Here is a 12,668-nt window from a genome sequence, read left to right as displayed (position 1 = left end):
CCATGCTGGAGTCCGACACCCCGTCGATGGAGGAACCTTGCTACCGCTACTCGTCCGTTTCGTACTCGGTCCGCTGGTCAGGGCCCTGTACCGCCCCGAGATCCGCGGCGTGGAGAACATCCCCGCCGAGGGGCCGGTGCTCCTGGCGCCCAACCACCGGGCGGCCCTGGACACCGGCGTGATCACTTTCACGGCGATGCGGCAGGTCAAGTTCCTCGGCAAGGCGGAGTACTTCACCGGCCGTGGGCTCAGGGGCAAAATGATGGCCGGTTTCCTGGGCGGGCTCGGCTACGTCCCGGTCGAACGCGGCAACGCGCAGGCCGGTCTCGCCGCGCTGGAAGCGGCGCGGAAGGTGCTCGACGCGGGCGGCGCGTTCGCGATCTACCCCGAGGGCACCCGCTCGCTGGACGGACGGCTGCACCGCGGCCACACCGGTGTCGCGGCCCTGGCGCTCGCGACCGGCGCGAAGGTCGTCCCCGTCGCCCTGTCCGGCACCGAAGACCTGCAGCCCGCCGGGAAACGGATCCCGCGGCGCGCGAAGATCACGGTCACCTACGGCACGCCTCTGGACTTCTCGCGGTACGAGGGACAGGACTCGTCGCCGGCGATCCGGCGCTCGGTGACCGACGAGATCATGTACGCGATCCTGGAGCTCTCGGGGCAGGAGTACGTGGACTCGTACCACAAACGCCCTGACCAAAGCGCCGCCTGACACTCCGGCTTTCCTTTCATGACACGCGCCGCGGCACCCGGGCCCGGCGATAGCAAAGGTCCCTTGCTCCCCGCGGCCCCGCGACCTCCACATGCCGTGAAGGCCTCCTTCCCTACCTTGAGGGTAGGGAAGGAGGCCTTCACGTACTTCCAGGTCCCTCAAGGGTCCCTTCACGGACCCTGGGTCCGCGAACTCGACCTTCGCTCCGCCCCAAGTACATGAAGGCCCCCTTCCTGTACCTAGGCGCAAGCAAGGGGGCCTTCATGTACCAAAGCCACTTACTTGGCCCACTTGGGTCGTGGAGGAGGGACGTAGTCCGCGAAGCCGTCCAGAAGAGAAGAAGCGTCCGAGTCGATCGCGAGCATGTCCCGGTACCCCGCCGACAGGAAGCCCTCCGACACCATGTGGTCGGCGAACTTCAGCAGCGGCGCGTAGTACCCGCCGACGTCGACCAGCCCGATCGGCTTCTCGTGCAGCCCGAGCTGCGCCCACGTCCAGACCTCGAACAGTTCCTCCAGCGTCCCCGCCCCACCGGGCAGCGCGAGGAAGCCGTCGGACAGCGCGGCCATCTTCGCCTTCCGCTGGTGCATGTCGGCGACGACGTGCAGTTCGGTCAGGCCGGCGTGCGCGATCTCGACGCTGCCGAGCGCCTCCGGGATCACGCCGATCACCTCGCCGCCCGCGGCCAGCGCGGCGTCCGCGACGACGCCCATGGTCCCGACCGAGGCGCCGCCGTAGACGAGCCCGATCCCGCGCGAGGCCAGCAGGGTGCCCAGCGCCCGTGCCTCATCGGCATAGCGCGGGTCGAAGCCCATCGAGGAGCCGCAGAAGACGCATACCCGGCGCGGAGCCGCCATCAGTGGGTGTCCTCCCATGCCTGGTACGACGTCTGCACGACGCTCACGGCGTCGTCGATGTCGTCCGTGACGTGCAGCAGGTCGAGGTCCTTCTCGCCGATTTTGCCCTCGGCGAGCAGCGTCTTGGCGATCCAGTCGTACAGGCCGCCCCAGTAGTCGCTGCCGAACAGCACGACCGGGAACTTCGTGACCTTCTTCGTCTGCACCAAGGTGAGCGCCTCGAACAGCTCGTCGAGCGTGCCGAAACCGCCGGGCAGGCAGATGAACGCCTGCGAGTACTTGATGAACATCGTCTTGCGGGCGAAGAAGTACCGGAAGTTGACGCCCAGGTCGACCCACGGGTTCAGGCCCTGCTCGAACGGCAGCTCGATGCCGAGGCCGACGGAGAACCCGCCCGCCTCGTTGGCGCCGCGGTTCACCGCTTCCATCGCGCCGGGGCCGCCGCCGGTCATCACCGCGAAGCCCGCGTTCGCGAGCGCCCCGCCGATCTTGCGGCCGAGCTCGTACTCCGGGTGGTCCCGTTTGGTCCGTGCCGAACCGAACACGGTCACCGCGCGCGGCACCTCGGCCAGCGCGCCGAAGCCCTCGACGAACTCCGCCTGGATCCGCAGCACGCGCCACGGGTCGGTGTGCACCCAGTCACTCGGTCCCCGCGAGTCCAGCAGGCGCTGGTCGGTGGTGCTGCCCTGGTCACGGCGATCCCGCCGCAGTACGACCGGGCCCTTGTGGCGTTCGATCGGACGTTCCGGGTACTGGCCGTCGGGGAACTCGCTTGTCTCACTCACCCAACCAAGACTACGACGTCGTCACCGTCCGGAGCGGCAGCATCGCCGCGAACAGGAGTTGTCGGATTCGCGAACGCGGGGCCCGCCCGAGAGAGCGGGCCCCGCGAAGGCGGTTAGGAGCGTCCGGTCAGCGCGAACGCGAGCATGGCCGTCGAGGTGAAGTCGATGGCGGGCTCGTTGCTCGGCCAGGAGGCGAGGTCGTCGGTGTAGCGGGACTCGGTCGTGTCGAAGGCGTCGTACGGCTTCGTGCACTCCTTCGCCCCGGCCGGGAACGGCAGGTCCGCGAAGTGTTCCGCGCCGTTCGGTCCATTCACGACCGCGCCGTAGAGCACCTTCTGCTCACCCGCGAGGTTCGCCGCCTGGTGGTGCGGGCACTTCGGCGACGTCGTGCCGACGCCGACGACCAGCGAGACACCCCACGCGTTCGCGCCGAGGGTGAAGTTCCGCTGCTGCGAACCGAACGCCGCGTACTTCCGGTCACCGGTCACGTCCGCGTACAGCCGCTCGGTCGCGGCGAACCCGAAGCTCTTGCTGGCGGCGTCGAAGTCCTTGACCGAGACAGCCGTCCGGAAAGGACTCTTCGCCGCGTTCGCGACACCTTCGTCGAGCTGACGCCGCAGGTCGCCGATCAGTTCCTTCGGACCGAGCGCGGCACCCGGGACACCGTGCCGCAGGAGCTTCGCCAGTTCGGCGTGCGCCAGCGCGCTGGTGTCGTACAGGTTGAGCGTGCTCTTCTCTTCGAGGTCGATGTACGCCTTGGCCCAGTGCGCCGCCTGCCGCGTCCATTCGCCGGCCCTCGGGTCCCGCAACGCCTTGCCCGCCAGGGCGAGCTGCGTCGCACCGAGTTCCATGTCGTCCCGCCAGGACGATTCCGGGTAGTACGCGTGCGGGAAGGCGGTGACGAGTTCGCCGACGTCCTTCGTCTTGGCCTGCGCGAACACCGAAGCCGCTTCGGCTAGGTACTTCCGCGCCAGTGCCGGGTTCCGCTTCGCCTCGACCTGCGCGCCGAGCGCGAACGCCGCGGCCACCCGGCCCGCCAGGTTCGGGCTGAGCGCCGAACCACCGGGGTTCGCCGGGAAGACGGGCCGGTGCTTGACGAAGTACTTGGGGTCACCGGGTTTCACGTCGAGCGGGTCGTCGTCGTGCGGGTTCCGCCAGACGTCGTGGTCGCCGAGGAAGCCGAACTTGTCGCTGCCCGTCCCGATCCCGACCTGGGCGTACAGCGTCTTGCTCTGCTGGTCCCACATCTTGTCGAGCCAGTCGAGGCCGAGTTTGACCTCCTTGGCCAGTACCGGGTCGTAACCCTCGCGGAGCACGTATCCCAGCTCCGCCAGCGAATACGCCGTGTTCGAGGTGAACTTGACGAAGTCGCCCGCGTCGACCCAGCCGCCCTCGACGTCGATCGGCCCGCCGATCGGCTTGAGCGGTTCGGCGATCTCGTCGCCGCCCTCGCCGACGAACACCGGCCAGTCGTAGACCGTGGCCTGCTTGTCGGCCAGATGCGACGGTTTGCGGTCGAGACGGCCGGGGACGATGTCGTCGCCGTCGCGCTGTGCCTGGAAGAACTCGTTGGTGGCGCGGACGAGCGGCGTGAAGAGCCGGTCCTTCGTGTCCACCCGGAACGTCGGCGACGTCGCCTTGGTCTCGCCGCTGACCTCGATCCGGTACTTGCCCGGCAGCCAGACCTTCGACAGGTCGAGCTGGTACACCGCCGGGTACTTCGCGTTCCACGCGCCGAGCGACTGCCCTGTCCGTCCACGATGGACGGTCCGGCCACGTTCGTCGACCACCGAGAACGACCCCGGCGCGCTGGACAGCAGATAGGCGTACTTGGTCTCGGTGAGGCCGTAGCCGACCTGATCGACCCGCACCTCGCCTCGCACCGCCGCGGCGGCCGAAACCACCGGAACCGTCAAACCCCCGAGGACCAGTGCCGACACCGCGGCCACCGCCCGGGACCAGGAACTCACCATCATCGGCGCCCCGCTCGAATTAGTTAAGAAAGTTTCCTTTTTATTGCGCAAGACGCTAGCCGCCGGGGCCCGCGCCGTCAATATGTCCGATTCGCCGGGCAAAAGTCACACGATTCGACATCCGGTCAGTGGGTATCCCACCGGGATGAACTGGAACGAGCGCATGAGCGGTTGGCACAAATCCAGCTACACCCACTGGGAGGAGAACGCCTGCGTCGAAGTCGGCACCGACGGTGACCTCGTCGGCATCCGCGACACCAAGCAGCGCGAACTCCCGCCCGAGGTCAGACCGGTTCTCGTGGTGCCCGCCCCCGGATTCGCCGCGTTGCTCACCCACTTGATCGGCTGACCCCGGAAACCGCCGGGAAATCGTCTACCGTTGGTCCGGTGCCGTCGTTGCCGACCGAGGCCGAACCACTCGGCGCGCGGATCCGGCGGTTGCGCCAGGCCCGCGGGCTGACCCAGCGTGAGCTCGCCGAGCCCCGCTACGACCGCGGCTTCCTCGCCAAGGTCGAATCCGGCACCCGCGCGCCCTCGGACGACGTGCTGGCCCATCTCGCGCGGCGGCTCGGCCTGACCGCGGACGAACTCCGCTTCGGCAGGCCGCCGGGCGCGGCCGGGGAACTCACCGACGCACTGGAAAGTGCATATCGGGAATTGCAACAAGGCGGGCTCGAAGCCGCCGAGCGCGAATTCGCGCGGATCGAACAGCGCGCGGCCGCGTACCGGCTGCCCGACGTCCAGTGCCACGCGCGGTTCTATCTCGGCGAGGTCGACTGGCAGCGCTACGACATCCCGCTGGCGGACAAAGGGTTCGCGCACGCCATGGAACTCGCCGAGGCGGCTTCACCGAGGTTGCGCGCGATGATCGTCAACCGCGTCGCCGCCTGCCGCGCACTGTCGGGCGACCTGGGTGCGTCGGTCGCGCTGACCGAAACCGCGCTCGCCGGACTCCGCGCCGCCGGCCCCGTCGACCCCGACGCCGAACTCGCGCTGGTGACCGCGCTGATCCACCCGCTCATCGAAATGGGCGCGCTCCGCCGCGCGCGGCGGGCCGCCGAAGAAGGACGGCGCGCGCTGGCTTCCGCCCGCCGCAAGGACATCTCCGCCCGGTACCACCGGCAGGCCGCGCAGTTGTGGCAGGCGATCGGCCTCGCCGACCGTGCCGAAAAGGACCTTTCGCGGGCACTGCGGCTGTTCACGTCCATCGGGTACGACCGGGACGCCGCCCGGAGCCGGTGGGCCCGCGGCTTCCTGTGGCGACGACTGGGCAAACTCGACGACGCGCACGCCGAACTCCTGCTCGCCCGCGACCTTCTGGCCAAGGCCGGTTCGCGCGAAGGCGTCCTCGGTGCGACCATCGAACTCGCCGACGTCCGCCGCCGTCAAGGCGCACTCGACGAAGCCGCCGAACTCGCCGAGGGGATCCGGCCGCTTCTGGATCGATCCCCCGACATCGAAGCCAAGGCGGAGGTTCTCCGACTACTGGGACTCATCGCCCGCGCCCGCGGCGATCTGCCCGAAGCGACCGCGTTGCTCGAAGAAGCCGCCACCGCACAGGAAAAGTCGGAATTACGCGGCGCGCTCATCGCCACTTCACTGCATCTGGGTGACACGTTGCGGGCCCGCGGATTAATCGACAAAGCGGCGGACGCTTATCAGCGTGGCGTACGCGCGGCCGCTATGTCCGATTCCGGGCCATCGGACTGAAAACCATACGAAAGTCGCCATATATCGCGGCCGACGGCAAAAGCCTTACTACACAGGGATTTCATTCCTCGCATATTGATCTTCACCAGTACCGCTAGGCCATCCGGCCCATTGACGGTGCCGTGACCGGCTCCTTTACTCGGACGTGTCCGTCGAGATAACTCCAGTTATCCGAATGGACACGCTCCCCGTCCCCCGCCGTGCTCCCCGACTCGGTCGAATTCCCCGTCGCGCCTATGGCCGTCCGGGTTCACGGTCCTGCCCATGGAAGGTTCCACATGACCGTTCAGCAAGGGCTCAGAACAGGGTTGGCGGCCATCGCCGGCCTTGCCCTGAGCGCCGCACTTCCGGTGATCCCGGCAAGCGCGGCCACCGCGACCATCCAACCCGCGAGCCCTGACGCCGTCGCCGCGAGCGCCGCCGACCAGGCCGCCGCAGCTGGTGTAGACCAGTTGCGGAAGGGTGCCGACGAAGGCTTCCAGCGCGTCGGGCTGACCCCGGGGGGCGGCGGACTCTTCTACGCCGCTTACGAACGGACCTACCGTGGCCTGCCGGTCGTCGGCGGGGACGCGGTGGTGGTCACCGACGGCGCCGGGCGCGTCCGCGGCACCACCGCCGCGGAGACCGCGACGATCTCGGTCGACACCAAGGCCAAGATCACCGCGGCGAAGGCGGCCGAGGTCGCCCGTGGGCAGCTGTCCAAAGTAGACAAGGCGGCCGCGCCGAAGCTCGTCGTGCTGGCGGGGAACTCTCCCAAGCTCGCCTACGAGGTCGTCGTCACGGGCACCAAGGCGTCGACGCCGAGCAACCTGCACGTCTTCGTGGACGGCGCCACCGGCGCGATCCTCCAGACGCGTGACGACGTCAAGATGTCGAACTTCGCGACCGCCCCGAAGGCCACGTCGGGCGAGGTCAGCACGCTGGGCGCCGGGAACAGCTACTACGTCGGCAACGTCACCATCGACACGACGAACTCCGGTGGCACCTACTCCATGCGCGACCCGCAGCGCCCCAACATCAGCTGCAAGCCGCAGAGCGGCGCGATCTACAGCGGCCCCGACGACAACTGGGGCAACGGTTCCGGCACCAACCTCGAAACCGCTTGTGTCGACACGCTCTTCGGCGTCCAGACCGAGTGGAAGATGCTCAGCGAGTGGCTGGGCCGCAACGGCATCAACGGCAACGGCGGCGGCTTCCCCGCCTCCGTCGGCCTCAACCAGGTCAACGCGTACTGGGACGGTTCCTCGACCACCTTCGGGCACTCGCAGGACAACCAGCGCCAGGCCACCCCGATGGACGTCGTCGCGCACGAGTACGGCCACGCCATCTTCCAGACCACGCCGGGCGGCGCGGGCAGCGGCAACGAGAACGGCGGCCTCAACGAGTCCACCGGTGACATCTTCGGCGCCATCACCGAGCACTACGCCAACAACGCCAAGGACACCCCGGACTACGACGTCGGCGAGGGCGTGAACCTGGTCGGCCAGGGCCCGATCCGCTACATGAACCAGCCGAGCCGTGTTTCGGGCAACCCGAACTGCTACTCGTCGTCGATCCCGAGCACCGAGGTGCACGCGGCGGCCGGTCCGCAGAACCACTGGTTCTACCTGCTGGCCGAGGGCACCGCGCCCGTCGGCAAGCCGGCGAGCCCGACCTGCAACAACACCTCGATCACCGGCATCGGTATCCAGAAGGCCGCGAAGATCTTCTACAACGGCCTGCTGAAGAAGACCTCCGGCTGGAACCACAAGGCCGCCCGCAAGGCGACCCTGGAAGCGGCGCTCGCGCTGTACCCGACTTCCTGCACCGAGTTCAACACCACCAAGGCGGCATGGGACGCGATCAGTGTCACCGCGGCCACCGGTGAGCCGACCTCGTGCACGCCGTCCGGTCCCGACTTCTCGGTCGGCATCACCCCGGCGGCCGGTACCGTCAAGCCTGGCGAGTCGGCCACCACCACGGTGAACACCGGGACCGTCAGCGGTGCGGCGCAGACCGTGGCGCTCACCGCCTCCGGCCTCCCCGCCGGGGCGACCGCGACGTTCAACCCGGCTTCGGTCCAGTCCGGTGCCTCCTCGACGCTCACCATCGCGACGTCGGCGAGCACCCCTGAGGGCACCAGCACCATCACGGTGACCGGGACCGGGACCAGCGGCGCGCACACCGTGCAGTACAAGCTGACCGTCGGCACCGGCACCAACATCCGGACGTTCAGCAACGAAACCGACTACCCGCTGAACGACTACGCCACGGTGAACAGCCCGATCACCTCGAGCGCGACCGGCAACGCCGTGTCGCCGGTGAAGGTGACCGTCACCGGTACCCACACCTGCTCCGAGGACCTTCGCATCAGCCTGAAGGCCCCCGACGGCAGCACGTACTCGGTCAAGGCCACCGGTTCCCTGCCCTGCACCGACCTCGGTACCCGGAACTACTCGGTCCCGGTGACCAACGAAGTCGCGGCAGGCACCTGGACCCTCGTGGTCTACGACGCCTACGCGCAGGACACCGGCACGCTCAGCAGCTGGTCGATCACTCTCTAGCTCTCTCTCGCGTGAAGGACTCCTTCCCTCGGCTCGGCTGAGGGAAGGAGTCCTTCACGCAAACCCCTCCAGGAAGGAAAACCCCGGCATGAAGTGGGGAAAGCGAATAGGAGCGGCCGTCGTCGGTATGGCCGCCGTACTGGGTGTCGTCGTGACACCCGCGCAGGCCGTCACGGCCGCGAACCTCAACGCCGCACCGGACATCTCCCTCGCCAATATCAAGGCGCACCTGAGTTCGCTGCAGACGATCGCCAACCAGAACGGCGGCAACCGCGCCTCGGGACGGTCGGGTTACACGGCGTCGGTGTCCTATGTGGCGCAGAAGCTGCGCGACGCGGGCTACAACGTCACGCTGCAGACCTGCACGAGTTGCGCGGGCCAGAGCCAGAACATCATCGCGGAATGGCCGCAGGGTGACGCCAACCAGGTCCTCATGCTCGGCGCGCACCTCGACAGCGTCGCCGCCGGTCCCGGCATCAACGACAACGGTTCGGGCTCGGCCTCGATCCTCGAAGTCGCGCTGACCCTGGCCCGTGAGAACCCGACGATGGCCAAGCGGGTCCGCTTCGGCTGGTGGGCCGACGAGGAATCCGGCCTGCGCGGGTCCAAGCACTACGTCGCCAACCTGCCCGCCGCCGAGCGCACGAAGATCAAGACCTACTTGAACTTCGACATGATCGGCTCCGACAACTGGGGCTACTTCGTCTACGACGACGTCGCTTCGGTCAAGTCGGTGTTCGACGAGTACTTCAGCTCGATCGGCATCCAGACCGAGGGCGACACGGAGGGCGACGGCCGGTCCGACCACGCGTCGTTCAAGAGCGCGGGCATCCCGGTCGGCGGTCTCGCGACCGGCGCCGGATACACGAAGAGCGCCGCGCAGCGGACGAAGTGGGGCGGCACCGCGGGTGCGCCGTTCGACAGCTGCTACCACCGCGCTTGCGACACGCTCTCCAACATCCCGGACACCCCGCTGGAGAAGAACAGCGACGCGATCGCCTACGCGGTCTGGAAGCTCGCCGTCGGCACCTCGACGGGTCCCGACTTCTCGCTCGGTCTCTCGCCTGCTTCCGGCACCGTCCAACCGGGACAGTCGGCGACCGTCACGGTGAACACCGCGACGACTTCCGGTGCGGCGCAAGCGGTTTCGCTGAGCGCCAGCGGTCTTCCCGCCGGGGCGACCGCGACGTTCAACCCGGCTTCGGTGCAGTCCGGCGCTTCCTCGACGCTCACCATCGCGACGTCGGCGAGCACTCCCAACGGCACCAGCACGATCACGGTGCTCGGTGACGGAACCGCGGTGGACCGCACGGCTCAGTACACGCTCACCGTCGGCAACGTCAGCGTGCGCACGTTCAGCAACGGCACCGACTTCGCGCTGAACGACTACGCCACGGTGAACAGCCCGATCACCTCCTCCGCGACCGGCAACGCCGTTTCCCCGGTGAAGGTGACCGTCACCGGTACCCACACCTGCTCCGAGGACCTCCGGATCAGCCTGAAGGCCCCCGACGGCAGCACGTACTCGGTCAAGGCCACCGGTTCCCTGCCCTGCACCGACCTGGGCACCCGGACCTACTCGGTCCCGGTGACCAACGAAGCCGCTTCCGGCACTTGGACGCTCGTGCTCTACGACGCCTACGCGCAGGACACCGGCACGCTCGACAGCTGGTCGATCACCGTCTGACCATCTGAATGAGAAGGCCATCTCACGAGGACACCCGGCCTCGTGAGATGGCCTTCGTGCGTGGAAGAGAATTTCGGACAACTCTTCGATATCTGGTCTAGACCACCCGATCGTCGGTAGCGCCACTCATGCACGGCGACCTATGTTGAGCCGAACGGCCGCTTCCTGTTCGTTCACAACCGCTTTCGAGATGGGAGCTGGGTATGTTCGGTCGCGTCTCACGGCTGCTCGCAATCACCGGCGCGGCGGTACTCGCCGTCACCACACTCGTCGTCCTGACCCCGGCGCAGGCCTCGGTGGACGCCGAAGTCTGCGCGGTCAAATCGAAGCCCGCGGGCAAGATCCTGCAGGGCTATTGGGAAAACTGGGACGGCGCCGCGAACGGCGTCCATCCGCCGATGGGCTGGATCCCGATCACCGACGCGCGGATCAAGGCCAACGGGTACAACGTGATCAACGCTGCCTTTCCGGTCATCCTGTCCGACGGAACGGCCAAATGGGAGGATGGGATGGACGCGACTGTGAAGGTCGCGACCCCGTCCGAAATGTGCGCCGCGAAGGACGCGGGCGCGACGATCCTGATGTCCATCGGCGGTGCCACCGCGGGCATCGACCTGAACTCGACGACGGTGGCGGACAAATTCGTCGCGACCATCGTGCCGATCCTGAAGAAGTACAACTTCGACGGGATCGACATCGACATCGAGACCGGCCTCGTGGGCAACGGGAACATCAGCACGCTTTCCGCGTCGCAGAAGAACCTCATCCGCATCATCGACGGCGTGCTCGCCGCGATGCCGCCGAACTTCGGGCTCACCATGGCACCCGAGACCGCCTACGTCACCGGCGGCAGCGTCGTCTACGGCTCGATCTGGGGCGCGTACCTGCCGATCATCAAGAAGTACGCGGACAACGGCAAGCTGTGGTGGCTGAACATGCAGTACTACAACGGAAGCATGTACGGCTGCTCCGGCGATTCGTACCAGGCGGGCACAGTTCAGGGTTTCGTCGCGCAGACGAACTGCCTCGACAAGGGCTTGGTGATCCAGGGCCAGACGATCCGCGTTCCTTACGACAAGCAGGCCCCGGGTCTGCCCGCGCAGGCCGGTGCCGGTGGCGGTTACATGTCGCCGAGCCTGGTTTCCCAGGCGTACCGCAGCATTCCGGCGCTGAAGGGCCTGATGACCTGGTCGATCAACTGGGACGGCTCGCGGAACTGGACCTTCGGGAACAACGTGAGGTCACTGCAGGGCCGCTAAACAGCGCGAGCAGGTAGTGGGCCTCGTGAGTGGTAAGGACGGTTCTGGTGGACCTGTATTTGCTTACCCACTGGATCCTGATGTCATCTCGGTGGCTTGTAGCGCTTGTTCTGGATGCCGATGTGGGCGAGTGGGGAGGATTTGAGACGTTCAACGTCCCAAATCTTCCCCGCTCGGCTGCCGTTCGCGAGGTTGCGGGGGTGGCACGGTCTTGATCGACGGAGGATCGGGGACGTTGAGTGTCCCCGATCCTCCGTTGATCAAGTACCAAGACCGGAGCGACCCCTCGACGATGAAGGAATCGGGACGCTCAACGTCCCCATTCCTTCATCATCAAACATCCTCCGCTCTAACCGTCCTTACCACTCACGAGTCTCCGCGCGGGATCGGATCGTCGTACTCCCCCGACGGGCCCGAGTACTGCGTCCCGTCCGGATAGGGCCACGGATTCGGCGCGCAGCCGTGCAGGCCGAGGGTCTGCTGCTGCATCACCGGTGCGAGGGCGCCCGGCACGGGGCAGGTCTCGTGCCCGCGTCCGAGCCGGTGCCCCACCTCGTGCGTGACCATGTACTGGCGATAGACCGTCAGCGGCGCGCCATAACCGGGGACGCCGTTCGCCCAGCGCGCGACGTTGAGCACGACGCTGTTCCCGTTGCGGCAAGAGGTGTAGCCGTCCGGCCTGCCGCACAACACGTCGCGCGTTTTCGGCGTCGCGAGGTAGAGCGTGAAGTCGAACGGTCCGTCCGGGCCGACGCGTTGGAGCCGCCAACGTCCGCCGCCGGTCCAGCCGCGCGGATCGCTCAAAGTGGACTCGACGGCCTGGGCGAAACCGTCCGGGCTCACGCCGGCGACGTCGGCTTCGACGGCGACGCGGTACCGCAGCAGCCTTCCGGCCTGCCCGGCGACCGGACCTTCGCCGCCGGGGAAGAGCCACTGACCGGATCCCGCCGGCGGGAAGGCGATCGCGGCGGACGGCGGTGCCAGCACGGGCTTCGGCGAAGGAGTCGAAGACGGAACCGGAGCCGAAACGGCGGGCGCCGGGGTCACCACGGGAGGGGCGATCGAGTGAGCTTCACAGCCGGCCACCACCAGGGCGCACACGACGACGGCCAGAGCCCGGCGCGCGGTCATCGGCCCTCCCG

Annotated in this window: 10 protein-coding genes; 6 read left to right on the top strand and 4 right to left on the bottom strand. The window is 67.8% G+C overall.

The genetic code is table 11. The features are described from left to right. Positions 1 to 37: 37 nt before the first annotated feature. A complete protein-coding gene (locus tag BKN51_RS39775; protein ID WP_101612460.1) occupies positions 38 to 712 on the top strand; it encodes a lysophospholipid acyltransferase family protein in 675 nt (224 codons plus the stop codon). Between the two features lie 278 nt (positions 713 to 990). Here BKN51_RS39775 and BKN51_RS39770 read toward each other — a convergent pair whose 3' ends face one another. The 3 genes from BKN51_RS39770 to BKN51_RS39760 form a co-directional block, all read right to left on the bottom strand. Beyond that, positions 991 to 1,569, bottom strand: a complete 579-nt coding sequence (locus BKN51_RS39770) for a TIGR00730 family Rossman fold protein (protein WP_101612459.1) — start codon at positions 1,567 to 1,569, stop codon at positions 991 to 993. After that, complete coding sequence (locus BKN51_RS39765) at positions 1,569 to 2,354, bottom strand: TIGR00730 family Rossman fold protein (RefSeq protein WP_101612458.1); 786 nt, start codon at positions 2,352 to 2,354, stop codon at positions 1,569 to 1,571. The genes BKN51_RS39770 and BKN51_RS39765 overlap by 1 nt, the downstream gene beginning before the upstream one ends. Before the next feature lie 113 nt (positions 2,355 to 2,467). Then, the gene (locus tag BKN51_RS39760) at positions 2,468 to 4,330 is read right to left on the bottom strand and encodes a glycoside hydrolase family 9 protein (RefSeq protein WP_101612457.1); all 1,863 of its coding nucleotides are present in this window, start codon (positions 4,328 to 4,330) and stop codon (positions 2,468 to 2,470) included. A 142-nt stretch (positions 4,331 to 4,472) separates the two neighbouring features. Here BKN51_RS39760 and BKN51_RS39755 point away from each other — a divergent pair, with 142 nt between their 5' ends. The 5 genes from BKN51_RS39755 (at position 4,473) to BKN51_RS39735 (ending at position 11,526) form a co-directional block, all read left to right on the top strand. Beyond that, entirely contained in the window at positions 4,473 to 4,676 is a 204-nt protein-coding gene (locus tag BKN51_RS39755; RefSeq protein WP_168214499.1) for a DUF397 domain-containing protein, read from the top strand. 38 nt (positions 4,677 to 4,714) lie between these two features. Beyond that, positions 4,715 to 6,037 (top strand): helix-turn-helix domain-containing protein, encoded by a 1,323-nt coding sequence (locus BKN51_RS39750; RefSeq protein ID WP_101612456.1) that lies wholly within the window; start codon positions 4,715 to 4,717, stop codon positions 6,035 to 6,037. 278 nt (positions 6,038 to 6,315) lie between these two features. Further along, positions 6,316 to 8,580 carry a M4 family metallopeptidase gene (locus tag BKN51_RS39745; protein WP_101612455.1) on the top strand — a complete coding sequence of 755 codons (2,265 nt, stop codon included), beginning with the start codon at positions 6,316 to 6,318 and terminating at the stop codon, positions 8,578 to 8,580. An 88-nt stretch (positions 8,581 to 8,668) separates the two neighbouring features. Continuing rightward, positions 8,669 to 10,267, top strand: a complete 1,599-nt coding sequence (locus tag BKN51_RS39740; protein ID WP_101612454.1) for a M20/M25/M40 family metallo-hydrolase — start codon at positions 8,669 to 8,671, stop codon at positions 10,265 to 10,267. Positions 10,268 to 10,470: 203 nt separating this feature from the next. Further along, positions 10,471 to 11,526, top strand: a complete 1,056-nt coding sequence (locus BKN51_RS39735) for a chitinase (protein ID WP_101612453.1) — start codon at positions 10,471 to 10,473, stop codon at positions 11,524 to 11,526. A gap of 366 nt (positions 11,527 to 11,892) precedes the next feature. Here the strand turns inward: BKN51_RS39735 and BKN51_RS39730 are convergent, their stop codons facing one another. Then, positions 11,893 to 12,657 carry a DUF3152 domain-containing protein gene (locus tag BKN51_RS39730; protein ID WP_101612452.1) on the bottom strand — a complete coding sequence of 255 codons (765 nt, stop codon included), beginning with the start codon at positions 12,655 to 12,657 and terminating at the stop codon, positions 11,893 to 11,895. Positions 12,658 to 12,668 lie beyond the last annotated feature (11 nt).

It is taken from the genome of Amycolatopsis sp. BJA-103 (assembly GCF_002849735.1).
GTDB lineage: Bacteria > Actinomycetota > Actinomycetes > Mycobacteriales > Pseudonocardiaceae > Amycolatopsis.
This window is presented reverse-complemented; position numbering and strand designations above follow the sequence as displayed.